Origin of the sequence: Sphaerisporangium aureirubrum (assembly GCF_042658925.1) — a bacterium.
GTDB classification, from domain to species: domain Bacteria; phylum Actinomycetota; class Actinomycetes; order Streptosporangiales; family Streptosporangiaceae; genus Sphaerisporangium; species Sphaerisporangium aureirubrum.
The window spans coordinates 1-21,873 of the sequence record NZ_JBHSRF010000030.1 but is presented as its reverse complement, the minus strand read 5'-3'; the positions used below and the strand labels follow the sequence as shown (position 1 = coordinate 21,873).

Annotated in this window: 21 protein-coding genes and 1 pseudogene; 14 read left to right on the top strand and 8 right to left on the bottom strand. The window is 72.4% G+C overall.

The annotated features are described in order from the left end of the window. Nucleotides 1-28 precede the first annotated feature (28 nt). Both ACFP1K_RS20560 and ACFP1K_RS20555 read left to right on the top strand, forming a co-directional pair. The gene (locus tag ACFP1K_RS20560) at nucleotides 29-850 is read left to right on the top strand and encodes an SDR family NAD(P)-dependent oxidoreductase (protein ID WP_380755676.1); all 822 of its coding nucleotides are present in this window, start codon (nucleotides 29-31) and stop codon (nucleotides 848-850) included. Nucleotides 851-900: 50 nt separating this feature from the next. After that, nucleotides 901-1,650, top strand: coding sequence for a GntR family transcriptional regulator (locus tag ACFP1K_RS20555; RefSeq protein ID WP_380755673.1), 750 nt, complete (start codon nucleotides 901-903; stop codon nucleotides 1,648-1,650). 9 nt (nucleotides 1,651-1,659) lie between these two features. Here ACFP1K_RS20555 and ACFP1K_RS20550 read toward each other — a convergent pair whose 3' ends face one another. Together ACFP1K_RS20550 and ACFP1K_RS20545 are read right to left on the bottom strand one after the other, a co-directional pair. Continuing rightward, the gene (locus tag ACFP1K_RS20550) at nucleotides 1,660-2,394 is read right to left on the bottom strand and encodes an SDR family NAD(P)-dependent oxidoreductase (RefSeq protein ID WP_380755671.1); all 735 of its coding nucleotides are present in this window, start codon (nucleotides 2,392-2,394) and stop codon (nucleotides 1,660-1,662) included. Nucleotides 2,395-2,483: 89 nt separating this feature from the next. Continuing rightward, a complete protein-coding gene (locus tag ACFP1K_RS20545; protein ID WP_380755669.1) occupies nucleotides 2,484-3,248 on the bottom strand; it encodes a FadR/GntR family transcriptional regulator in 765 nt (254 codons plus the stop codon). A 298-nt stretch (nucleotides 3,249-3,546) separates the two neighbouring features. Here ACFP1K_RS20545 and ACFP1K_RS20540 point away from each other — a divergent pair. Then, nucleotides 3,547-3,672, top strand: a pseudogene (locus tag ACFP1K_RS20540) (biotin/lipoyl-containing protein); the annotation flags it as partial. A 20-nt stretch (nucleotides 3,673-3,692) separates the two neighbouring features. On the opposite strand, the gene ACFP1K_RS20535 reads toward ACFP1K_RS20540, so the two are convergent. Then, nucleotides 3,693-4,175: a hypothetical protein gene (locus ACFP1K_RS20535; protein WP_380755800.1), complete on the bottom strand. Its 483-nt coding sequence runs from the start codon at nucleotides 4,173-4,175 to the stop codon at nucleotides 3,693-3,695. 304 nt (nucleotides 4,176-4,479) lie between these two features. Here ACFP1K_RS20535 and ACFP1K_RS20530 point away from each other — a divergent pair, with 304 nt between their 5' ends. The 6 genes from ACFP1K_RS20530 to ACFP1K_RS20505 are packed head-to-tail and all read left to right on the top strand — an operon-like array spanning nucleotide 4,480 to nucleotide 9,952. Further along, a complete protein-coding gene (locus ACFP1K_RS20530) occupies nucleotides 4,480-5,166 on the top strand; it encodes a 2-oxo acid dehydrogenase subunit E2 (RefSeq protein WP_380755789.1) in 687 nt (228 codons plus the stop codon). Then, nucleotides 5,163-6,173 carry a thiamine pyrophosphate-dependent dehydrogenase E1 component subunit alpha gene (locus ACFP1K_RS20525; protein WP_380755667.1) on the top strand — a complete coding sequence of 337 codons (1,011 nt, stop codon included), beginning with the start codon at nucleotides 5,163-5,165 and terminating at the stop codon, nucleotides 6,171-6,173. Before ACFP1K_RS20530 ends, ACFP1K_RS20525 begins: the two co-directional genes overlap by 4 nt. Then, nucleotides 6,113-7,159: an alpha-ketoacid dehydrogenase subunit beta gene (locus ACFP1K_RS20520; protein ID WP_380755665.1), complete on the top strand. Its 1,047-nt coding sequence runs from the start codon at nucleotides 6,113-6,115 to the stop codon at nucleotides 7,157-7,159. The genes ACFP1K_RS20525 and ACFP1K_RS20520 overlap by 61 nt, the downstream gene beginning before the upstream one ends. Continuing rightward, entirely contained in the window at nucleotides 7,156-8,019 is an 864-nt protein-coding gene (locus ACFP1K_RS20515; protein ID WP_380755663.1) for a fumarylacetoacetate hydrolase family protein, read from the top strand. The genes ACFP1K_RS20520 and ACFP1K_RS20515 overlap by 4 nt, the downstream gene beginning before the upstream one ends. Then, nucleotides 8,016-8,876, top strand: a complete 861-nt coding sequence (locus ACFP1K_RS20510; RefSeq protein ID WP_380755661.1) for an SDR family NAD(P)-dependent oxidoreductase — start codon at nucleotides 8,016-8,018, stop codon at nucleotides 8,874-8,876. The genes ACFP1K_RS20515 and ACFP1K_RS20510 overlap by 4 nt, the downstream gene beginning before the upstream one ends. Further along, the gene (locus ACFP1K_RS20505; RefSeq protein WP_380755659.1) at nucleotides 8,873-9,952 is read left to right on the top strand and encodes an Ldh family oxidoreductase; all 1,080 of its coding nucleotides are present in this window, start codon (nucleotides 8,873-8,875) and stop codon (nucleotides 9,950-9,952) included. Before ACFP1K_RS20510 ends, ACFP1K_RS20505 begins: the two co-directional genes overlap by 4 nt. On the opposite strand, the gene ACFP1K_RS20500 is transcribed toward ACFP1K_RS20505, so the two are convergent. After that, nucleotides 9,949-10,656: a DUF4386 family protein gene (locus ACFP1K_RS20500; RefSeq protein WP_380755657.1), complete on the bottom strand. Its 708-nt coding sequence runs from the start codon at nucleotides 10,654-10,656 to the stop codon at nucleotides 9,949-9,951. The two genes, ACFP1K_RS20505 and ACFP1K_RS20500, sit on opposite strands and share 4 nt — an antisense overlap. Next, nucleotides 10,653-10,994 (bottom strand): hypothetical protein, encoded by a 342-nt coding sequence (locus tag ACFP1K_RS20495; RefSeq protein ID WP_380755655.1) that lies wholly within the window; start codon nucleotides 10,992-10,994, stop codon nucleotides 10,653-10,655. Before ACFP1K_RS20495 ends, ACFP1K_RS20500 begins: the two co-directional genes overlap by 4 nt. A gap of 84 nt (nucleotides 10,995-11,078) precedes the next feature. On the opposite strand from ACFP1K_RS20495, the gene ACFP1K_RS20490 reads away from it, so the two are divergent. Beyond that, nucleotides 11,079-14,123: a BTAD domain-containing putative transcriptional regulator gene (locus tag ACFP1K_RS20490; protein ID WP_380755787.1), complete on the top strand. Its 3,045-nt coding sequence runs from the start codon at nucleotides 11,079-11,081 to the stop codon at nucleotides 14,121-14,123. Nucleotides 14,124-14,168: 45 nt separating this feature from the next. Here the strand turns inward: ACFP1K_RS20490 and ACFP1K_RS20485 are convergent, their stop codons facing one another. Next, the gene (locus ACFP1K_RS20485) at nucleotides 14,169-14,906 is read right to left on the bottom strand and encodes an SDR family oxidoreductase (protein WP_380755653.1); all 738 of its coding nucleotides are present in this window, start codon (nucleotides 14,904-14,906) and stop codon (nucleotides 14,169-14,171) included. A 240-nt stretch (nucleotides 14,907-15,146) separates the two neighbouring features. Here ACFP1K_RS20485 and ACFP1K_RS20480 point away from each other — a divergent pair, with 240 nt between their 5' ends. The 3 genes from ACFP1K_RS20480 (at nucleotide 15,147) to ACFP1K_RS20470 (ending at nucleotide 19,512) form a co-directional block, all read left to right on the top strand. Further along, a complete protein-coding gene (locus ACFP1K_RS20480) occupies nucleotides 15,147-16,628 on the top strand; it encodes a S1 family peptidase (RefSeq protein WP_380755651.1) in 1,482 nt (493 codons plus the stop codon). Between the two features lie 771 nt (nucleotides 16,629-17,399). Next, nucleotides 17,400-18,545, top strand: coding sequence for a hypothetical protein (locus ACFP1K_RS20475; protein ID WP_380755649.1), 1,146 nt, complete (start codon nucleotides 17,400-17,402; stop codon nucleotides 18,543-18,545). Between the two features lie 403 nt (nucleotides 18,546-18,948). After that, nucleotides 18,949-19,512, top strand: a complete 564-nt coding sequence (locus ACFP1K_RS20470) for a hypothetical protein (protein ID WP_380755647.1) — start codon at nucleotides 18,949-18,951, stop codon at nucleotides 19,510-19,512. A 147-nt stretch (nucleotides 19,513-19,659) separates the two neighbouring features. Here ACFP1K_RS20470 and ACFP1K_RS20465 read toward each other — a convergent pair whose 3' ends face one another. Then, nucleotides 19,660-20,025, bottom strand: coding sequence for a hypothetical protein (locus tag ACFP1K_RS20465; RefSeq protein WP_380755645.1), 366 nt, complete (start codon nucleotides 20,023-20,025; stop codon nucleotides 19,660-19,662). Between the two features lie 670 nt (nucleotides 20,026-20,695). Here ACFP1K_RS20465 and ACFP1K_RS20460 point away from each other — a divergent pair. After that, nucleotides 20,696-21,178 carry an RrF2 family transcriptional regulator gene (locus tag ACFP1K_RS20460; protein WP_380755643.1) on the top strand — a complete coding sequence of 161 codons (483 nt, stop codon included), beginning with the start codon at nucleotides 20,696-20,698 and terminating at the stop codon, nucleotides 21,176-21,178. A 269-nt stretch (nucleotides 21,179-21,447) separates the two neighbouring features. Here the strand turns inward: ACFP1K_RS20460 and ACFP1K_RS20455 are convergent. Then, nucleotides 21,448-21,873, bottom strand: a 426-nt coding sequence (locus ACFP1K_RS20455) for a hypothetical protein (protein ID WP_380755640.1), incomplete at its 5' end; no start/stop codon positions are given.

Genomic DNA, 21,873 nt, shown 5'->3' with positions numbered 1-21,873 from the left:
ACACCACTGCACAGGAAAGAGGTGCCCAATGGCCGGTGGCAACGACGTTTTCGACCTGACGGGAAGGGTCGCCCTGGTGACCGGCGGCGCCGGGGGCATCGCCCGCGCGGTCGCCGAGGTCCTCGGCGCGCGTGGCGCGGCGATCGCGCTGGTGGACGTGCGCGAGGCCGAACTCGGCGAGGCCGTCGCGGACCTCACCGCGCGGGGCGTGCGCGCCTTCGGCACGGTCGCCGACATCACCGACGAGGACGCCGTCGAGAACCTGGTGGAACAGGCGGCCGCGCGGCGCGGCACGGTCGACCTGCTGGTCAACAACGCGGCGATCGGCGTGCACACCGCGCCGGAGGAACTGGCGGCGGACGACTGGCGCAGAGTGCTCGACGTCGACCTCACCGGCGGTTTCCTCGTCGCCCGCGCGGTCGCCCGACGGCTGATCGCGGCGGGGAAGGGCGGGGCCGTCGTCAACCTCAGCTCGATCGCCGGCAGCTCGGCGCTCGGACGGGGCAACTTCGCCTACAGCGTCGCCAAGGGCGGGGTGAACCAGCTCACCCGGGAGCTGGCCGTCGAGTGGGCGTCCCTCGGCATCCGGGTGAACGCGATCCAGCCCTGCCAGGTCAACACCGCGCTCTTCCGCACCCTCGTCGAGACGCCGGGGTCCGAGGGCGGCGAACTGCTCGCCCGCATGCTGCGCGGCATCCCGCTCGGGCGGCTCGCCGAGCCCGCCGACATCGCCAACGCGGTGCTGTTCCTTCTCTCCGACGCCGCGGCCATGGTGACCGGCGCGATCCTCCCGGTGGACGGCGGCAACCTCAGTCTGAACGCGGGAGGCAGCCTGAGGGGCGTTTCATAAGGGTCTTGTATAGTTGTTTGTCAACAATCTGAAATCAACAGGAGACCCTCATGGCCCAGCCCCTCGCCGTGCTCGGCCCCGCGCGACGGCGCCTTCTCACCGACGAGGTCACCGACGACGTGCGCCGGGCCATCGTCTCCGGCGAGCTCAAAGCGGGCGAGCGGCTGCGCGAGGACGAGCTGGCGAGCCGCAAGAAGGTCAGCCGCGGCCCCGTGCGCGAGGCGCTGCTCCGGCTGGAGCAGGAGGGCCTCGTCGTCATCGAGCGCCACCGGGGCGCGCGTGTGCTCACCCTCTCCCGTGAGGACCACGAACACATCTACAGCACCCGCCGCGCGCTCGAACAGGTCGCCATCGAGTACGCCTGCCGCAACGCCACCGAAGAGGACTTCGAGCGGATGGAGGACGTCCTGCAGGACTTCCTCCGGACGAGCCCGTCCGCGCGCACCCCGGCCGCCGCCGCCGACTGGGACATCCGGTTCCACGACGCCATCTACCTCGCCGCGCACAACGCCCCGCTGTACCGCGCCTGGGAGGGCCTGCGGTCGCAGATCCACTGGGTCCTGATGATCCGCATGACCCTGCGCCCCGACTACAACGTCGACTGGGAGACCGATCACCACCACCTGCTCGACCTGCTGCGCCGCCGCAGGAAGGGCGACGCCCAGAAGATGATCCGCGCCCACGTCCAGGGCGGCTACGAACGCCTGGTCGCCGCCCTCGGCGAGACCGGCGATCCCTCATCGGTCACCCCGATGCCGGCGCCCCTTCGCCAGGACGCCGTCGCGGGCGAGCCTGTCTGAGACGGGGCGTCAGCGGGCGAGCAGGCCGCCGTCGATGACCAGTTCCGTGCCGGTGACGAAGTCCGCGTCGTCCGAGGCCAGGTAGAGCGCGGCCTCGGCGATCTCGGCGGGGACTCCCAGCCTGCCCACCGGCTGCCGCGCGATGAGCCTCTCGCGGGCCTCGGCCGGGTCGCCGGCCTCGTCGAGCAGGCGCCCGACCCACGGTGAGTCCACGGTGCCGGGGACCAGGCAGTTGCAGCGCACACCGGTTCCGGCGTACTGCACGGCGACCTGCTTGGTGAACGCGATCACCGCGCCCTTGCTCGCGCCGTACGCCGCGCGGTCGATCAGCCCCACGGAACCGGCCGCCGAGGCGGTGTTCACGATCGCGCCCTTGCCCTGGCGGAGCATGGCGGGCAGGGCGTACTTCGTGCCGAGGAAGACGCCGCGGACGTTCACCGCGAAGACGTGGTCCCACTCCTCGGCGGTGCAGTCGATCGGGTTCTTGGTCGAACCGATGCCCGCGTTGTTGCACAGCACGTCCAGCCGGCCGGTGTCGGCCAGCACCCGCTCGACCGTCTCCCGGATCTGCCGCTCCTCGGTGACGTCGAGACTCAGGGCGACGGTCCCGCCGGGACAGCCGCCGGGGGTGATGTCCGCCGCGTAGACCACTGCTCCCTCGTCGCGGAACCGGGAGGCCATGTGGAATCCGATGCCGGATCCGGCACCGGTGACGAGTACGGTGCGTCCTTCGAATCGGCCCACGCTGATCTCCTTGAGGCGCGAATACCGCAGAGACTTCGGATATCGGACGTCTGATGTCTGCGTACGCTATAGACCGCCGGTGAGCGCGGTCAAGCCCCCTCGGCCGGCGCCGTGGCGGGGTTCAGCCAGGCGTGGGTGCCCGCGAAGTGCTCCCGCATCGCGAGCTCGGCGCCCATGGGGTCGCGGAAGCGCAGCCGTTCCAGGATCAGCCGGTGGTGGTGGGCGTCCTGCGCGGGGGAGGACCTGCGCCCGCCCGGAAGCTCGGGGCGCACCACCTCCAGCACCTCCCAGAACGCGCGGAGCAGCTGGATGACCAGGCGGTTTCCCAGCGGGGCGTAGAGCTCCTCGTGGAAGCGGCGGTCCTCCGGGACGATCGGCTCGCCCTGCCGGCCGAGCTCCTCCATCCGCTCGACGATCTGCTCCAGGCGCGCGATGCCGTCCTCGTCGATCGTGGTGGCGACCCGCCTGACCAGCGCGCACTCCAGGATGTCGCGGACGTCGACCAGCTCGGCGGCCGCGGTGACGTCCTGCCGCTGGCTGAGCAGGCCGTGGAAGACCAGGCCGTGGACCAGCGCGTCCAGGGACATGCTGCCGACGAACATGCCGTGGCCGTGCCGGACCTCGACGATCTCCAGGGCCTCCAGGGTCTTGAGCGCCTCCCGCAGCGAGGCGCGGGAGACGTCCAGCTCCTGCATGAGGTCGTTCTCCGTCGGCAGCGCCTCGCCGGGGCGCAGGCCGCGGTCGAAGATGAGCTGCTTGACGCGCTCCTGGATGAGCCGTTGCTGCCGCGTGCCGGTGCGAGGCCTTGGCTCCACCATCTTGACCTGCTCTCCTGGGATCCCTACGGTAGACATCAGACGTCCGATATCTTATGTCTAGTTCCCTCGCGTGGTCAGTGTGACCCGCATTTCCGCCGCGGCCGGTAGCCCGCCCTCCGACACACCCCGCCGATCCAGACCCCCGTCACGGAGGTTCATCCATGTCGCCGCCATGCTGTCCCGTTCCGGATGGTGTCCTCGACCTCGCCGGTGAGCCGGCCCGGCAGGGCCGCCGGTCCCGTCCCGCCGCCACGCACTCCGGCACCGCCGCGGTCCGGGACGGCACCATCCTAGGGAGCGCACGGTGACCGAGATCTACATACCGGTCCTCGGTATGGCCCCCGACGAGGTCCTCCTGGTGAGCTGGCTGAAGAACCCGGGCGACGAGGTCGCCGCCGGCGAGCCGGTAGCCCTGGTCGAGACGGCGAAGGCCGAACTGGAGGTCGAGAGCCCCGACACAGGCATCCTCGGCCCCCACCTCTACCCGGCCTCCACCCACATCCAGCCCGGCACCACGATCAGCCACGTCTTCGCCCCCGGCGCCCCCGCCCCGGAGTCCACCGCCTCCGGCCCCCCGGCCGAGTCCCCTGCCACGGCAGAACCCGCCGCCGCCGAGACAGGCCCGACCGCCGCAGGACCGGCCACTCCCGGCACACCGTCCGGCGCGGCACCGTCCGGCGCGGCGGTGAACGGCCCGGCGGTGAACGGCGACGCCACCGGCCGCCGCCCGCACGAACTGAGCCCCCGGCGCCGCCGTCTCGCCTGGGAGGCCGCCGCGTCCGGCCAGGCCACCACAGCACCCGCCGCGACGCCTCCCGCCCCCGCACCCGCTACGGCTTCCACCCGCGCCGACTTGCCCGCATCGGTTTCACCCCCCACCGGGTTGCCCGCGTCCGCCGCGGCCTCGGCCGGGCCGTCGGCGTCCGCTGGGGCTTTCACCCGTGCCGACTTGCCCGCATCCATTTCACCCCCCACGGGGCCGCTCGCCCCCGCGTCCGCCACGGCTTCTGCCGGGTCGCCCGCCCCCGCGTCCGCTGCGGCTTACCCCCGTGCCGACTTGCCCGCGTCCAGTTCAACCCCCACAGGGTTGCCCGCTCCCGCCCCCGCCCCCGCGTCCGCGTCCGCTGCGGTTTCCACCCGTGCCGACTTGCCCGCGTCTGGTTCACCCCTCACGGGGTTGCCCGCTCCCACCCCCGCGTCGGCTGCGGCTTCTGCCGGGTCGGTTGTGCGTGGAGGCGGTGTGGTTTCCGCTGGGCGAGAGGTGCCTGTGGCTGAGGCGTATGTCGTGCCGGAGGGGATGGATCGGCACAGGGCCGCGATCGCGAAGTCGGTGTCGTTGTCGTGGCAGAGCATTCCGCACTTCACGGTGTCCCGGGAGATCGGGATGGAGGCGGCGCTGGAGACGCTCGCCGGGTGGAAGGTGGTGTTGTCGCGGCTGACGCTCACGGACTTCCTGTTGCGGGCCTTCGCGCTGGCGCTGGTCGAGCGGGAGGGGAGCATCGATGTGGCGATCGGGCTCGCGGTGGCGACGCCGCGCGGTGTCGTGATCCCGGTGCTGCCGTCGGTGCCCCGGCAGGACCTGCCCGCGCTGTCCGCGGCACGGCAGGCGGCGGCCGGTCGCGCCAGGGACGGCCGGATGACGGCGCAGGACGGGCAGACGCCTGCGGGGACGTTGTCCAACCTCGGCAGCCACGGTGTGGACAGTTTCACCGGCGTCGTCCCTTACGGGCAGAGCGTCCTGCTGACCGTCGGGCGTGCGGCGCAGCGGCCCGTCGTGCGTGACGGGCGGCTGGCGGTCGGCACGACGATGCACGCCACGCTCAACGCCGACCACAGGTACTGGGACGGACATCACGCGGCCGAGGTGCTCGAACGGCTCGCCGCGATCCTCGCCACACCCACGCTACTGGCCGGATCCGGTGCCGTTCCCGGCCCAGAAGGAAGGCAATCATGACCATCGCCGCGTCCGGCGCCGATCTCGCCGGAACACCCCAGGCGGAACTGCTCGACTGGCTCTCCGACATGCTGCTCATCCGCCGCTTCGAGGAGGTCGCCGACGAGCTGACCCTGCGCGGCAAGGTGCCGGGCGGCATGCACCCCGCGATCGGCCAGGAGGCCGTGGCCGTCGGCGCGGTCCGCGCCCTGCGGCCGGACGACGTCGTGTCCGGCACGCACCGCTCCCATCACCACGCCCTCGCCAAGGGCCTCCCCGCCCGGAACGTGCTGGCCGAGCTGTACGGCAAGGCCACCGGCGTGGTGGGCGGCCGCGGCGGCTCGATGCACCTGGCCGACTTCGAGCGCGGCATGTGGGGCAGCAACGGCATCGTCGGCGCCGGGCTCGGCATCGCCATGGGCGCGGCCCTCGGCCAGGTCGTCAACGGCAGCGACCGTGTCGCGCTCGGCTTCTTCGGCGACGGGGGAGCCAACACCGGCCGGGTGTGGGAGTTCGTGAACCTCGCCGCGGTCTGGCGGCTGCCGCTCATCGCGGTCTGCGAGAACAACGTGTACGCCGTGGAGACCATGTCCAGCCAGGTGACCGGCGGCGAATCGGTCGCCGCGAGGGCCGCCGGGTTCGGCCTGCCGTCCCACCAGGTGGACGGGCAGGACGTGATCGCCGTCTATCAGGCCGTGCACGAGGCCGCCGAGCGCGGCAGGTCCGGCGGCGGCCCCACCTTCCTGGAGCTGCTCACCTACCGCTACAAGGGTCACAACAGCGGCGAGGTGATCAGGTACCGCACCGAGGACGAGGTCGCCGGATGGCGCACCTCGAAGGACCCCATCGAGCAGTTCTGCGCCCGGCTGAGCGAGCAGGGTCTGCTCGACCCGGACGAGCTCGACCGTCGTACATCCGCCGCGCGCGAGCAGGTCGAGGACGCCGTGCGCTTCGCCGAGGAGTCACCATGGCCGGACCCCTCCACCGCCGCCGAGAACGTCTCCGCCTGGAACAGGAGCGCGCGATGAGCGCCGACATCAGCTACTCCGTCGCGTTCCAGCAGGGCGTGCGCGAGGAGATGGACCGGGACAAGTCCGTCTTCGTGCTCGGCACCGACATCTTCGACAGAGGCGGCCACTTCGCTCAGGTGAAGGGGCTCGGCGACCTGTTCGGCCGCACCCGGGTCCGGGACGCGCCGATCTCCGAGGCGGCCATGGTGGCGGCCGGCGTGGGAGCGGCGCTCGCCGGCACCCGCCCGCTGGTCGACCTCAACTTCATGGACTTCGCCTACGGAGCCATGGACGAGATCGCCAACCAGGCCGCCAAGCTCCGCTACATGTGGGGCGCGCCGGTCCCGCTGGTCATCCGCGCCACCTCCGGCGTGGCGCAGGGCGGCGCGCAGCACAACAACAGCCTGGAGCCCTGGCTGGCCGGGCTGCCCGGGTTGAGCGTGGTGTCGCCGTACCGGCCGTACGACGTCAAGGGCCTGATCAAGTCCGCGCTGCGCGGCAGCGACCCGGTGATCTTCATGATGCACAAGAAGCTCACCGGGGCCCGCGGGCCGGTCGGCGGCGACGAGGACCTCGTGGAGATCGGCCGCGCCCACGTCGCCCGGCCGGGCACCGACGTCACCGTGGTCACCTACAGCTACGGCGTGCGTCTCGCCCTCGGCGCCGCCGAGGCGCTCGCGGGGGACGGCGTCTCCGCCGAGGTCATCGACCTGCGCACCCTCTACCCGCTGGACACCGCGACGATCATCGAGTCGGTCCGGCGCACCGGCCGGGTCGTCGTGCTGGACGAGGCCCCCCGGTACGGCGGCATGGCCGCCGAGATCGTCACCAGCGTCACCGAATCCGCGTTCTGGTACCTGGACCAGCCGGTCCACCGGGTCACCGGCGCGCACACCCCCATCCCGCACAGTCCCGCCCTGCTCGACGCGATCCTGCCCACCGAGGGCGACGTGGTCCGCGCGGTGCGGCAGGTGCTGGCCGACGGCCCCCAGGAGGCCCGATGAAACTCGTCAGTTTCCGCACCGAGCAGGGTGACCGGTACGGCGTGGTCGCGCAGGACGGCACGGTCGCCGACCCGCGCCACGCCGATCCCTCGCTGCCCGCGGCCCTTAACGACCTGCTCGCCGACCGCGACGCCCTCCGCCGCGCCGCCGGCGCGGCGGACGCCGGCGCGCGGGTGGGCAAGCTCGCCGACCTGGAGCTGCTGCCCGCCGTCCCGCACCCCAGCAAGATCATCTGCATCGGGGTCAACTACGCGGACCACGCGGCGGAGACCAACAGCGACCTGCCGCCCTATCCCACGGTGTTCGGGAAGTTCACCAACGCGCTCAGCGCCCACGGCCGCCCGATCGTGCTCCCGGCCGAGTCCGCCGAGATCGACTACGAGGCGGAGCTCGCCGTGGTGATCGGCGCGACGGCCCGGCACGTGTCCGAGGCCGACGCCCTGACGCACGTCGCCGGCTACGCCCCGTTCAACGACGTGAGCGCGCGGGACTGGCAGTCGCGCACCTCGCAGTGGGACCTCGGCAAGAGCTTCGACGGCTTCGGCCCGGTGGGCCCGTACATCACCACCGCCGACGAGATCGACGACCCGCAGGACCTCACGGTGCGGCTGACCATCGACGGCGAGGTGCTCCAGGAGGCGAGCACCGGCGACATGGTCTTCCCGGTCCGCCGGCTGGTGTCGTACCTGAGCAGCGTCATCACGCTGTACCCGGGTGACATCATCGCCACCGGCACCCCGTCCGGCGTCGGCATGGCCCGCGACCCGCGGCGCTGGCTGCGCCCGGGTGACCTCGTCCGGGTCGAGATCAGCGGCCTCGGCGCGCTGGAGAACCCCGTGGTGGACGGCGGGACGGCGTGAGTCTCGGCACAGGTGACCTGACCGGCGGCGGGGACCCGTTCCGGCTGGACGGCCGGGTGCTGGTGGTGACCGGCTCCGCGCAGGGCATCGGCCGGGCCGTCGCCACCCGCGCCGCCGAGCGCGGCGCCACCGTGGCCGGCCTCGACCGGGACGCCGGACCCGGGCGGCGGGCCGCGGACGAGCTCACCGCCACGGGCGCCGACGCGGCCTTCTTCCACTGCGACATGGCCGAGCCGGACCAGATCAGGGCCGCGTTCGACCAGATCGAGGCCCGGTACGGGCGGGTCGACGTCCTGGTGAACAACGCGGCGGCCGGCAGCCACACCCCGCCGGCGGAGCTGACGCTCGGCGAGTGGCACCACGTGGTGAACGTCAACGTCACCGGCTACCTGCTCGCCGCGCAGGCCGCCGGCGCGCTGATGATCGCCGGAGGGCGGGGCGGCGCGATCGTGAACATGAGCTCGATCGGAGGGTCCAGCGCGCTCGGCCGCGGCAACTTCGCCTACAGCATCACCAAGGGCGCGGTGAACCAGCTCACCAAGGAACTCGCCATCGAGTGGGCGCCGTACGGCATCCGGGTGAACGCGATCCAGCCGTGCCAGGTGCGCACCGAGGGCATCGGCTCGCTGCTGGCGGACCGGCGCTTCGACGACGGGCGGGTGTCGGACCGGTTCGTGGCGGGCATCCCGCTCGGGCGGCTCGCCGAACCGGCCGAGATCGCCGCGGTCGCGGTGTTCCTCGGCAGCGACGCGGCGGGCTTCGTCACCGGCGTCACCCTCCCGGTGGACGGCGGCAACCTGGCGCTCAACGCGGGCGGCACGATCGGCGCCCGCGTCGCGGACGGCGTGCCCCGATGACCGGCCAGGACGCGACCCCGGGGGCACGAGCCCCCGGGGGACCCCCGGACGGGACGCCGGTGCTGCCCGCCGACCGCCTGACCGGGATCGCGACGGCCGTCATGGAGGGCCTCGGCACCCCCGGCGACCTCGCCCTTCAGGTCGCGGAATCGCTGGTCGCGGCGAACCTCGCCGGCCACGACTCGCACGGCGTGATCAGGCTGCCCTGGTACGCCGAGTTCGTGGACCGCGGCCTCGCCGTGCCCGCCGCCCGCCCCGAGGTGGTCGCCAGCGAGGGCGCGACCGCGGTGGTCGACGGTCGCGGCGGCTGGGGGCAACCGGCCGCGCTGTTCGCCGTGGAGCGGGTCGCGGAACTCGCGGGCCGCTTCGGCGCCGGCGTGGTCACCGTCAGGAACTGCAACCACGTCGGCCGCATCGGTGAGTACGTCGAGCGGCTCGCCGAGCGCGGCCTGGCCGGCGTCATGTGGTGCAACGCCGACCCGGCCGTGGCGCCGTACGGCGGGGCGCGGCGCATGCTGGGCACTAACCCGTTCGCCGCGGGCATCCCGTCCGGTGACCGGCCGCCCGTCATCGTCGACTTCGCCACCGCCGCCGTCGCCGAGGGCAAGCTCCGCGTCGTCCGCTCCGCGGGCGGCACCGTCGCGCCCGGCCTGATCCAGGACGCCGCGGGCAACCCGTCGACCGACCCGGAGGACTACTACGCGGGCGGCTCGCTGCTGCCGTTCGGCGGCCACAAGGGCTACGGCCTGTCGGTCCTGGTGGAACTGCTCGGCGGCGCCCTGTCCGGCAACCACCCGTCGTGCCTGCCCGGATACGTGTGGGGCAACGGCGTCGTGCTGATCGCCCTGCGCCCCGCCGCCTTCGTCCCGCAGGACGCCTACCTGGGCGACGTGCGCGACGCGGCCGACGCCCTGCGGAGCTCCCCGCCGTCCCCCGGTGCCGACGCCGTGCGCCTCCCCGGCGATCCGGAACGCGCCACCCGGGAGCACCGCGAGAAGGCCGGCATCCCCGTACCCGCCGGGGTCTGGCAGGACCTTCTCGCGCTTGGCACCCGCCTCGGTGTCGCGTTGACCTAGTTCACGGTCACGGCCGGCGACACCGGCGGCGGGCTCGCGGGGGTGCGGGTACGGCGGACGAGCAGGACGGCGAAGGCCACCAGCCAGACGCTCCACAGGACGTATCCGGCGAAGTTCGCCATGTCGATCGCGGGAAGGTCCAGCGGCGACAGGACACCGGCCAGGATGAGCAGCGCGGACACGGCGCCTAGCGCGGTGAACCAGCGGCCGGCGATCACCCGTCCGAGGGCGGCGAGGACCAGCAGGGTCCACGCGGACGTGAGGAGGTAGCCGAGGGTCTCCCCGACGACGTTGCCGAGGATCAGGTGCGCGGTGGCGAACGAGTCGCGCGCCGCGGCGGCGACGGCCGGATCGGCGCTCGCCGCGCCGGCGGCGTACCCGGGAACCAGCAGAGGCCAGCGCAGCAGGCCGGCGACCTGCGCCACCGCGGCGGCGACACCCACCGGGACCGCGAGGCGCATCACCCGGCGGGTGGAGAGCCGGCCGACGCCGACGGCGATGGGGGCGAACAGCGCGGCCGAGAAGGCCATCACCGCGAACCACGCGGCCACCGCGGTCCGCGAGGCGCGGAACGCGGCGAGCACGTCGCCGACCGGCTCCTTGAGGACGTCCGGGTAGTTGAAGATGGTGCCGAGCGCCGTGAAGGCCACGTTGGTCAGCACCGCGGCGGCCACGAGCAGGACTGCGGTGAGTCTGCGGTTCATGTCTTCTCCTGGGGGTCGTGCAGGGGTGTCGCGGCACGCCCGGCGATCCACGCGACGAGGATGTCGCCGGGGTGGTCGGCGAGGTGGTCCCGGGCGAGGGCGTCCACGCGGTCGCCGTCCCCGTCGAGGTGGGCGGTGGCGATGGCGACGAGCTGACGGTCGCGGGTGGTGGCCGCCAGCCGCGCCGCCCGTGCCAGCAGGTCTCGCTTGGCGGGGTCGGCGAGCGCCGCGGCGACCAGCAGGATCGGCTCGTCGCTGGTCCGGGCCCGGTCGAGGACGCCGGCCGCGTCACCGCCGATGAGCCGGCGGATCAGCGTGTCGGTGTCGGCCTGTGTCATGCGAGGAGCGTCGCGGACCGGGCTGTCGCCCGGCTGACCCGTGGCTGATGCGCGCCACGGACCTATGCTCTAGACGTGCTGACCATGGCGGTACTGGGCCCGGTCGAGGTGCGCCGCGACGGCGCCCGGCTGGTCGTACCGTCAGGGAAGACGACCGAGGTGCTGGTCCGGCTGGCCCTCGACGCCGGTGTGCTCGTGCGGGCCGAACGCCTCATCGAGGATCTGTGGTCGGACCAGGCGGGCGGCGTCGCCCGGAACACGTTGCAGTCGAAGGTGTCGAAGCTGCGGCGCGTGCTCGGGGACCCGGGCCTCGTCACCGGCGGTGGCGCCGGCTACACCCTCGCCGTCGACCCGGGCCGTGTCGACGCGCTCGAAGTGCTCCGGCTCGCCGAGTCGGCCGCGTCCCTGCGCCACGCCGGCGACCCCGCCGCCGCGGTGCGCGCCTGCGCGACGGCCCTGGCGATGTTCCGCGGCGAACTCCTGCCCGGCGCGGGCGACGGCGCGTGGCTCGCCCCGCACCGCGCGCGCCTGGAGGAGGCCCGGTTACGCCTGACCGAGGACCACCTCGCCGCCCGATGCGACCTCGGGGCCGCCGGTGAGCTGATCGGCGAGCTGGAGGGCCTGGTCGAGGCTCACCCGCTGCGCGAGGGCCTGTGGAAGCTGCTCATCACCGCGCTGTACCGGGCCGGCCGGCAGGCGGACGCCCTCGCCGCCTACCGCCGGGTCCAGCGCCGGCTGTCCGACGAGCTCGGGCTCGACCCCGGCGCCGAGTTGCGGGCGCTGGAGCAGCGGATCCTCCGGCACGATGTGAGCGCGGCCGGACCGGCACGGGGAGATGTGAGCGCGGCCGGACCGGTACGAGGCAATCTGCCCGGCTTGTCGGCGTCGCTGATCGGCCGCGACGCGGACCTCGCGGCGGTCGGCCGGTTGCTCGGGGACCAACGGCTGGTGACCGTCGCCGGCCCGGCCGGGGTCGGCAAGACCAGGCTGGCGATCGAGGTGGCCCGGGGCTGCGGGGCCCCCGGCGGCGCGTGGCTGGTCCGTCTGGAGAGCACGCGGCCCGGGGCGTCGTTGTGGCAGAGCGTCGGCGAGGCGTTCGGGGTGAGTGCGGCCACCGAGGCGATGGTCCTGGACCGGCTTCGCGGATCCGGCCTGCTCCTCGTGCTCGACAACTGCGAGCACCTCGTCGAGACGCTCCCCGAGGCGGTCGGCCGCATGGTGAGCGCGGCACCGGGGTTACGGGTGCTCGCGACGAGCCAGGTGCCCCTGGGGATGGACGGCGAGGCCGTGTACCCGCTGGAACCGCTGACGATCGCCGATTCCGTCGAGCTGTTCACGCGGCGCGCGGCACGGCAACGCCGGTCGTTCCGCCTGGACGCCGGTACCGGGCCGGTGGTCGAGGCCGTGTGCCGCTCGCTCGACGGTCTCCCGCTGGCCATCGAACTGGCCGCCGCACGGGCCAAGGTGCTCTCCGTGCAGGAGATCGCCCGGCGCCTGGACGACCGGTTCACCTTGCTGACCGACCCGACCAGCCACCGCCCGCCCCGCCGCCGCACCCTCTGGGCGGCCATCGCCTGGAGCTACGACCTGCTGTTCCCCGACGACCAGCGCGGTCTGTGGGCCTTCGCGTGCTTCTCGGACGGGGCGCCGCTGCCCGCCGTCGAGGACGTGCTCGCCGCCCTCGGCGTCCCGCCCGCGTCGGCCGTCGACGTCGTCACCCGTCTCGCCGACCGTTCCCTCGTCGGTGTGGACGCCGGCCCCGGCGGCACGGTGCGCTATCGCCTGCTCGACAGCGTCCGCGCGTTCTGCCTGGACAAGCTGAACGAGGCGGGCATGGCCGATGCCGCCCTCGGCGCGCACGCCGCGTGGTTCGCCGCCGCGGCCGACCGCGCCGGGCGCGGCGCGCGGGGATCGGAACAGGCCGGGCACCTGGCGCTGGTCAGGACCGAGCGGGCGAACATCGACGCCGCCCTGACGTGGGCCGGTACCCACGACCCGCCGCTGGGACTGCGCATCGCCGGCGGTCTCGGCTGGTCCTGGGCCATCCTGGGCGCCGGCCCCGACGCCGCGCGCCGCGTCCGCGCCGCGCTCACCTCCGCGGGCACCGCGGCCCCGGCCCGCGACCGCGCGAACGCGCTGCTCCTGGCCGGATTCCTGGAGGCGTCCGGCGGTGACCTCGACCTCGCCACCGCCGACATCGAGCAGGCGGCGCGCGTCGCCGGCGACGAGCAGCGCGCCGTGGGAAGGCTGTACCTGTCGTTCGTCCGCAGCCAGCAGGGCCGGGCCGAGGACGCCCTGGTCCTGCTCGCCGGCTGCCGGGCCGATTTCCGCCGCCTCGGCCGGGTGTGGGAGGAGGGCGCGAGCTGGCTGCTCTCCGCCTGGGCCGAGATCGCCCTCGGCGCGACGGATCGGGGCAAGGCCGCCTGCGACGAGGCCCTGCGCCTGCTCGGCCCGCTCGGCGACCAGTGGGCGCTGAACCACCTCGAAGCCATGCTGGGCGGTCTGGCCCAGGCCGAGCACCGCTTCGCGGACGCGACCGCCCACCTGCGGCGGGCCGCCGACGCGACGCACAAGCTCGGGTTCGCCGCCGCCGAGGCGCACCACCTGGCCGGCCTGGGCCGTGCCCAGCACCAGAGCGGCGACCATCGGGCCGCGATCGCCACCCTGGAGCGGGCCATCGAGACCGCCCACGCCACCGGCGACCTCCGCACGGTCGCCGCCGCCGGGCTCCGCCTCGGCCGCGTCCTGCGCTCGGCCGGCGAACGGCGGCCGGCGCGGGAGGTCGTGCGATCGGCGCGGAGCTGGTACGCCGCGGCGGGCGGTGGGGACGCCGCCGTGCCCGCCGAGTACGTGCTGGCGGCGCTCGACGCCGACGACGGCGCGCCGCACGCCGTCGAGCGGCTCTCGGCGGTCGTCGCGGCCGCGCGCCACGTCCACGACGCCGAGACCGAGGTGCTCGCCCTGGACGCGCTGGCCCACCTCCACGCCGAACAGGGAAGGACGGGCGACGCACGGGCGGCGCTCGACGCCGCGGACCTCGTCATGCCCGCGGCCCGTCACCTCGTCACCGACGGCGAGCGGATCGACCGCGACCGCGCGCGGTCCCTGCTCGGCGCCGCCGGGCCCTGAGGACGAACAGGCTCAGGCGCGGCCGGGCCCTGAGGACGAACAGGCTCAGGCGCGTGCGAGCCAGTCGGCGTACCGGGTGGAGGCGATCACGGCGCCGGCCGGAGCGGTGAGGACGTCACCCTTGACCGCGGCGAACATGCCCGCGGTGCCGTCGACGACGACGGACCGGCCGTCACCCTTGGCCCGCAGCGTGATCCGGCCGAGCTCGTCGAGGGTGAAGACCTCGGGGCCCGCGATGTCGCGAACGCCGTTCAGTGGCGCCCCCTCGGCGACCTCCGACACCCCGGCGGCGACGTCCGCGGCGGCGATCGGCTGGATCGGCGTGCGCGGCAGGCGCACGGTCTCGCCGTCGGCGGTCCAGGACAGGACGGCGTCCACGAACTCCATGAACTGGGTGGCGCGCACGATCGAGAACGGGACCGCACCGGCCCGCAGCAGGTTCTCCTGCAGCACCTTCGCATGGTAGTAGACGAGGTCGGGCACCTGGTCGACGCCGACGATGGAGAGGACGACGAAGTGCCCGACGCCGGCCTTCGCGCTCTCGGCGAGCAGGTTGTCCATCGAGGTCTGGAAGAAGGCGGGGGAGGCGTCGTCGAAGGTCGGGGAGTTGGTGAGGTTGACGACGACGTCCGCCCCCGCCACCGCGGCGGCCACGCCCTCACCGGTGATGACGTCCACGCCCGTGGACAACGAGTGCGGCACGGCTTCGTGCCCGGCGGCGGCGAGGTTCGCCACGACCTGCGAGCCGATCAGGCCGGTCCCGCCGATGACTGCGATCTTCATGATGGTCCTCTCGGTCGGATTCAGACGTTCGCCCCACCATACCCGGACACTTTATGTCCGGGTATCGGGGGTGCGGGCGAACGCCAGGACCAGGTCGTCCGCCGTGGAGGTGCGGGTCGTCAGATCATCACGGCGTGGCGCGGGTCGCGGACCTGCGGTGATGACGTTACGCTGCTGTCCGTCGCATGATCGACAAGCCATGACGCCGTCCCCTCGCGGCGAGATTTCGAGGGGAGATCCATGTCTCGCAGGCATGTCGTCACCACGGGATGCGTGCTGGCGCTCGCCGCTCTACCCCTGACCGTCCCCACCGCCGCGACTGCGGAGAGGGTTTCCGGCACCCGCAAGCCGCCGCCCGGCTTGCTTGAGGCGCTCCAGCGCGATCTCCGCATCACCAGGAGCCAGGCCGAGGCCCGCCTTCTCAACGAGACCCGCCTGACACCGACCGCGACGTGGCTCCGCCAGAGAATCGGTCCGCGCTACGGCGGCTCCTGGTTCTCGGGATCCACCTCGGCGGTCCTCACCGTGGCCACCGTCAGCGCCGCCGACGTTCCCGAGATCGTCGCCGCGGGCGCTCAGGCCAAGGTCGTCGGCAAATCGCTGATCGAGCTCACGAAGGTCCTGCGGCAACTCGACACGAAGCTACCCGCGGTCCCGGACGTGCTGACGGCGCGCTTCATCGAGGTGCGGACCAACAAGATCGTCGTCCTCTCCCCGAAGCCCAGCCAGGCGCAGAACCACATCGCGGGTACCGGGGTGGAACGGGCCGTGGTGGAGGTCCAGCCCTCCACCGAACGTCCCCGGCCCCTGTACGACGTGAAAGGCGGCGACGCCTACTACATCGGTACCGCCAGCCGTTGCTCCGTCGGCTTCTCGGTGCTCCGCGGAACCCAGGGCGCGTTCGTCAGCGCCGGGCACTGCGGCAGGCCCGGCGACACCACCACGGGATTCAACCGGGTCGCTCAGGGCGTCTTCCAGGCCTCCACCTTCCCGGGGAGCGACTACTCGTGGGTCGCGGTGAACGCCAACTGGACGCCCAGGCCGTGGGTGGCCGGACCAGGCGGCACCGTGCCCGTCGCCGGTGCCCGGGAGGCCGTCGTCGGCGCGTCGGTGTGCCGGTCGGGTTCCACCACCGGCTGGCATTGCGGCACCATCCAGCAGCGCGACGCCAGCGTGACCTATCCCCAGGGGAACGTCCTTCACCTGGTGCGTACCAACGTCTGCGCCGAACCCGGTGACTCCGGCGGATCCTTCCTCGCCGTCGACCAGGCCCAAGGCGTCACCTCCGGAGGCTCGGGGGACTGCAGCCTGGGCGGGACCACCTACTTCCAGCCGCTCCTCCCGATCCTCGGCGCCCTCGGCCTGACTCTGGTGACCACCGCGGGCATCTCGCCACCGCCGGTCACGGGCACCTGCACCGGTTACCCGCGGACCGCCACCGGGTCCCTGCGCGCCGACCAGTCCGCCTACCAGCCCGACGGCCTGTACTACCGGTCGACGGTCCGGGGAGTGCACACCGGCTGCCTGCACGCTCCTGCCGGTACCGACTTCGACCTCTACCTGCAGAAGTGGAACGGTGACGGATGGACGACCGTGGCCACCGCGAACGGCCTGTCCAACCACGAGACCATCTCCTACACGGGTACGCCCGGCTACTACCGCTACCTGGTGCTCGCCTCGAGCGGCTCCGGCAGCTACGTCCTGGGTTTCCGGACACCGTGACCGCGCCGCCGCCGCCCGGGCCCATGGGACCGACGCCCCTCGCTTGATTCGGAATGGCTTTCTGTATTCGGTGGTAGAAGGTGTTTTTCGTCCGATGGGTGCGATGTTCCCGCACCAGGCTCCACGACTTTCCTGGACGAATGCCGATCTATCTGAGAAAGCCGGCCGACCTGAAACCGCCGACGATCAGTGTCCCTTTCAAAAGGGATTCCACAAGGATATCCGGGAGAGAATGAAGAGTGGCTAAATCGATGAAACGCGCACTGTTCGGCTGCGCGCTGACGGGGGTCGTTCTCGCCTCCGCGCCCGCCGTCGCGGGCGCCGAGGCGAGCAACGCCTGGTTGCCCGACCTGGGAGCCGTCAAGCCCGCGGCCGCCTGGTCCGGCCACGGGGTGACGGCCGCGACCCCGGGTAATCTCGCAGCCCCCGGGAACTGTCTCCCCGCCATCGTCTGGTGCCCGCCACCGGCGGTCGCACTGGCGCCGGTGGCGGCTCCGGTCGTCCGGTGGTACACGACACCCAGGCCCGAAGCGGCCCTGCCCGACACCATCCCGCTGTGCAGATACCTCTATCTGCCTCAATACCTCTGCAGGGTCCCGCCCGGCCCTCCCGGCCCTCCCGGCCCCGCCGGCCCACGCGGCCCGCGCGGACCCGCCGGCCTGGACGGCGCCCCTGGTCCCGCCGGCCTGGACGGCGCACCCGGCCCTGCCGGTCCTGCCGGTCCGCCCGGTCTGGACGGACTCCCCGGCCCCGCCGGTCCTCCCGGGCCCGGTGGTCCTCCTGGTGCCGACGGCCTGCCCGGCCCTGCCGGTCCTCCCGGCCTGGACGGCCTCCCCGGTCCTGCCGGACCTCCCGGTCTGGACGGTCCTCCTGGACCTGCTGGTCCTGCCGGTCTGGATGGCCTCCCCGGTCCCGCTGGTCCTGCCGGTCCTGCCGGTCCTGCCGGTTTGGATGGCCTCCCCGGTCCCGCTGGTCCTGCCGGGCCTGCCGGTCCTGCCGGTTTGGACGGCCTTCCGGGTCCTGCCGGTCCCGCTGGTCCTGCCGGTTTGGATGGCCTCCCCGGTCCCGCTGGTCCTGCCGGGCCTGCCGGTCCTGCCGGTTTGGACGGCCTTCCGGGTCCTGCCGGTCCCGCTGGTCCTGCCGGTTTGGACGGTCCTCCTGGACCTGCTGGTCCTGCCGGTCTGGATGGCCTCCCCGGTCCTGCCGGTCCCGCCGGACCTGCCGGTCCTGCCGGTCTGGATGGCCTCCCCGGTCCCGCTGGTCCTGCCGGTCCTGCCGGTCTGGATGGCCTCCCCGGTCCCGCTGGTCCTGCCGGTCCTGCCGGTTTGGACGGTCCTCCTGGACCTGCTGGTCCTGCCGGTTTGGACGGCCTCCCCGGTCCCGCCGGGCCGCCCGGTGCGGACGGTCTGCCCGGTCCTGCCGGCCCGCCCGGACCTGAGGGTCCCGCCGGTCCTCCTGGCCTGGACGGTCCTGCCGGTCCTGTTGGGCCCGCTGGTCCTCCCGGGCTGGACGGCACCGCCGGTCCTGCCGGTCCTCCTGGACTGGATGGTCCTCCCGGTCTGGACGGTCCTGCCGGTCCGCCCGGTGCGGACGGTCTGCCCGGTCCTGCCGGCCCGCCTGGTCCTGAGGGTCCCGCCGGTCCTCCCGGACTGGGTGGCTCTCCTGGGCCCGCCGGTCCTGAGGGTCCCGCCGGTCCTGAGGGTCCTGAAGGGCCTGCCGGTCCTCCCGGGCCAGAAGGCCCTCCTGGGCCTGCCGGTCCGCCCGGGACCACCTCGAACCCGACCGTTGTCAGGCCGCGTCCGAGGCCGTACCCGTACCCGTATCCGCACGTCGTGGTCAACCCACGGCCGTATCCGTACCCCTACCAGTGCGTGGGGGTCACCGCGTACCCCGTGTGCGTCATCTGATCGTCTCTGACGGTCAGCGGGGAGGGTGACTGAAAGGGGTGCGAGTCGTTCCCGACTCGCACCCCTTTTCCATGTCGCGAAACAGGGCCGCGGTACGGCGGGGATAAGAGAGGATTTTCCGGGGATTTCAAGATGCCCGGCCTGTTCCCTTTTCTGGAGGCCGCCGCGTGGAAACGGGGCGTGCCGAGCTGCCGGACTTTTCTGTGCGCGGCGGCGTTTTTACCGTTTTCTGGCCGTGGCGACGGCACACCCTCCGCTGGATGGCGGTCGCTTAATGGGATGATCAGAGTGAATCGAGAGGCCTATGCGTGAGATGCCATAAATCCGATGGATATCCAATGGATTTGATGTCGTCGACCGGGGAATCGAGAAGGGATTTGGGATTTATCATGGTCCGAGCAACATTTATCATTGTGGCGGCTTTGGCGGGTGTGCCGTTCTCGGCGATGACCGCCTCCGCCGACTCGGCACGTCTCACACCGGAAGGATCGGCGGCCTCGTCCGTCTCCCGGGCCATCACGGCGTCGGATCCGCGGCCGGGCTGCGACGGGTGCGCCACCGTGCGGTGCCCGCCCGGCTACATGTGCGTGTACGCGCCCAAGCAGTGTTTCACCACCCCGTGCCCGCAGTACGAGTGCGTCCGCACCACCGGCTACCCCACGTATCCGGGCTACCCGGCGTACCCCGTCTACCCGCCGCGTCCTCCGTACGTCCGGCCGGGTCCCCCCGTGTATCCCCATCCCGTCCGGCCGCCCTACCAGGTCCGGCCGCCCTACCAGGTCCGGCCGCCCTACCAGGTCCGGCCGCCGTACCAGGTCCGGCCGCCCTACGGGGTTCGGCCGCCCTACGGGGTTCGGCAGCCCTACCAGGTCCAGCCGCCGTACCAGGGGCGGGGGAACATCCAGCTCGCGCCTGACCGATCGGCGCCGGGCCCCTCGGCATACGGCAGGAGCGTCGTCATCAGGCACTCGCGGTAGGCCCACGCGCCGCCTCTCGGAATCCGGTCCGGGCGGAGCCGTGGCTCCGCCCGGACCGCCCGGCCACCAGGAAGCCGGAACACGAGAAAGGCGGCGCCATCGCGGGCCGGGGCCCACGATGGCGCCGCCATCGCCTTACGGCACAGGTCAGAGGCCGAGGCCGACGCCGAGGCCGAGGCCCACGCCCAGCAGGCCACCCCGGCCGTAGCCGACGCCGTACCCGACGCCGCCACCCCCGCCGCTGCCGTAGCCGACGCCGTAGCCGACGCCGTAACCCCCGCCGCTACCGTAGCCGGCGCCGTAACCCACGCCGTAGCCCGCGCCGTAGCCGGTGCCGTAGGCCCCGCCGTAGCCGTAGCAGCCGCCGACGACGGTCGGGATGACCGCGGGGGTGAGGAGCGGGGGGGCGACGACCGGGGGGCAGCCGCAGCAGCCGGCCTTAGTGGAGGCCTTGGTGGTGGACTTGCCCGCCGTGTCGGCGGACGCCACCGCCGCGGGAGCGATGACGGCCATTCCGATACAGGCCGAAGTAACCAGAAGGCGGCGAATCATGTATGAATTCTCCCTTGAGTCAATCACCGGGACGGGCCCAATTGCTACGAACCCTGTCGATCGGTGATTAGCGAGTGTGCTCGACTAGACATTACCCAGTGGTTGAACAGGGGTAAGGGTGAGGAATGGTCGGCCGTAGGTAATGATTGTGGTGCCATCTTGTAGCGGAAACATATCGCGGGTAACGCGTGCCTGTAGCTCGCGGAATGGACATACCGGGTCATTTTTGTGAATGGCGAGGTAGGCGGTCCTTTTTTGCGGTCCCGGCAGGATGGTGCCCTGTCAGGCGGCCCCGGAAGGGTCGGCACCGCGTTCCAGGGCGGTAGTCCGAGACGAATGCCGATCGCTTTTCCCCACGTGCGGCAGGACGCTTTTCAGGTGGATGCCCGGCATGCCGCGGACGCTCCCCATATATAGGCGAGTATCGTCGAACCGGCGACAGCGGAGACGACGATGTGTTTTGTGCGGGAAAAGCGGACGGCGTCCTGATGCAGGGGACAACAGAGCCGTTTCCGGTGTTTCCCGAATATCTTGGTGTGGCGGAGCCGGAGGCCGGGCGAGGCGGTGACGCGGGGGGCCGAGGCGTTCTCGTGTTGTGTCCGTGTTTGGTGCGTGCGGATAAAATGCCAGGATGAGGCTGTCCGGGGGCGTGGAGTGGGCGCTGCACTGCTGCGTCGTGCTCACGTCCGTGGTGGAGCCGGTACCCGCCGCCCGGCTGGCGGAGCTGCACGACGTGTCACCCACCTACCTGGCCAAACAGCTCCAGGCCCTCGCCCGAGCCGGCCTCGTGCACTCGGTGCAGGGAAAGTCCGGCGGCTACGTCCTGACCCGCTCCCCGTCGTCGATCACCCTGCTCGACGTCGTCGACGCCATCGACGGCCCCGCCCCGTCCTTCATCTGCACGGAGATCCGCAGACGCGGCCCCCTCGCGACCCCCGCCGAAGCCTGCACCGAGCCCTGCCCCATCGCCCGCGCGATGTCCACCGCCGAGTCGGCCCGCCGCGACGCCCTACGCGCCGTGACCATCGCCGACCTCGCCGTCCAGGTCGACATCAGCAGCGGCGAGGGCACGCTTGACGGCGTCGGCACCTGGCTCCGCACCGGCAACGCGTAGCACCGCTACCAAACGCCCAGAGCCTGTCACTCGACAGTGAAGTGTGATGCCATGTCCGATCCGTGGGATCTGGTGTAGACGACCTTCCACTGTGGTCGTTGCCTGCGCGACGGTGAGTCGTGAGTGTGGCGCGGGTCGCAGGAAATAAGGGTGCGCCGTAGGCACGATTTTCGGGGGTACGGCGAGTCTGTCCGCGCCGCCGAATGATGGTGGGCATCAAGTGGCGGGCGTCGGCCATGGCCGGGGGGCGTTTGGATGGGGCGTCGGGCTCATTCCGCCTGGGATGCCTGCGTTCTGGCGGCGTCGGCGATCTTGGGGAGGTCTTTTGTTGTGTTCGGGCCGCTGATGACGATGAGGTGGTTCGCGGTGAAGGTGGCGATTTCGATCTTGCTGTTGTGGTGGGCGACGTGGTTGGGGCCTGGCTTGCTTTCGACGGGGCCTACCGTGGTGCATTCGGCGTAGAAGCGTTTGAAGGTCTGGGTGGGGTCTGTGTCGGCTATCACCAGTTCGGAGATCGAGGTGCCGGTGGGGGACTCGAATACTCGGAGACGGACTTGGGACTTGTCCGGGGCTATTACGCGTTGGCCGCAGGGGACCAGTGCTTCTTCCAGGCCGGCCCAGGTCGTGGTGGCGGTTCTGGTGGCTGTCCATGGGCCGCCGGGTAGGCGGGCGGCGTCCAACAGCAGCGGTGAGGG

Excerpts from the sequence above, each read along its gene's own strand:
- ACFP1K_RS20460 (WP_380755643.1), top strand. The coding sequence starts at position 20,696 with ATGAGGCTGTCCGGGGGCGTGGAGTGGGCGCTGCACTGCTGCGTCGTG.
- ACFP1K_RS20555 (WP_380755673.1), top strand. The coding sequence starts at position 901 with ATGGCCCAGCCCCTCGCCGTGCTCGGCCCCGCGCGACGGCGCCTTCTC.
- ACFP1K_RS20535 (WP_380755800.1), bottom strand. The coding sequence starts at position 4,175 with ATGGATGCGGGCAAGTCGGCACGGGTGAAAGCCCCAGCGGACGCCGAC.
- ACFP1K_RS20515 (WP_380755663.1), top strand. The coding sequence starts at position 7,156 with ATGAAACTCGTCAGTTTCCGCACCGAGCAGGGTGACCGGTACGGCGTG.
- ACFP1K_RS20520 (WP_380755665.1), top strand. The coding sequence starts at position 6,113 with ATGGCCGGACCCCTCCACCGCCGCCGAGAACGTCTCCGCCTGGAACAG.
- ACFP1K_RS20500 (WP_380755657.1), bottom strand. The coding sequence starts at position 10,656 with ATGAACCGCAGACTCACCGCAGTCCTGCTCGTGGCCGCCGCGGTGCTG.
- ACFP1K_RS20485 (WP_380755653.1), bottom strand. The coding sequence starts at position 14,906 with ATGAAGATCGCAGTCATCGGCGGGACCGGCCTGATCGGCTCGCAGGTC.
- ACFP1K_RS20525 (WP_380755667.1), top strand. The coding sequence starts at position 5,163 with ATGACCATCGCCGCGTCCGGCGCCGATCTCGCCGGAACACCCCAGGCG.
- ACFP1K_RS20465 (WP_380755645.1), bottom strand. The coding sequence starts at position 20,025 with ATGGCCGTCATCGCTCCCGCGGCGGTGGCGTCCGCCGACACGGCGGGC.
- ACFP1K_RS20480 (WP_380755651.1), top strand. The coding sequence starts at position 15,147 with ATGTCTCGCAGGCATGTCGTCACCACGGGATGCGTGCTGGCGCTCGCC.
- ACFP1K_RS20505 (WP_380755659.1), top strand. The coding sequence starts at position 8,873 with ATGACCGGCCAGGACGCGACCCCGGGGGCACGAGCCCCCGGGGGACCC.
- ACFP1K_RS20545 (WP_380755669.1), bottom strand. The coding sequence starts at position 3,248 with ATGTCTACCGTAGGGATCCCAGGAGAGCAGGTCAAGATGGTGGAGCCA.
- ACFP1K_RS20495 (WP_380755655.1), bottom strand. The coding sequence starts at position 10,994 with ATGACACAGGCCGACACCGACACGCTGATCCGCCGGCTCATCGGCGGT.
- ACFP1K_RS20560 (WP_380755676.1), top strand. The coding sequence starts at position 29 with ATGGCCGGTGGCAACGACGTTTTCGACCTGACGGGAAGGGTCGCCCTG.
- ACFP1K_RS20490 (WP_380755787.1), top strand. The coding sequence starts at position 11,079 with ATGGCGGTACTGGGCCCGGTCGAGGTGCGCCGCGACGGCGCCCGGCTG.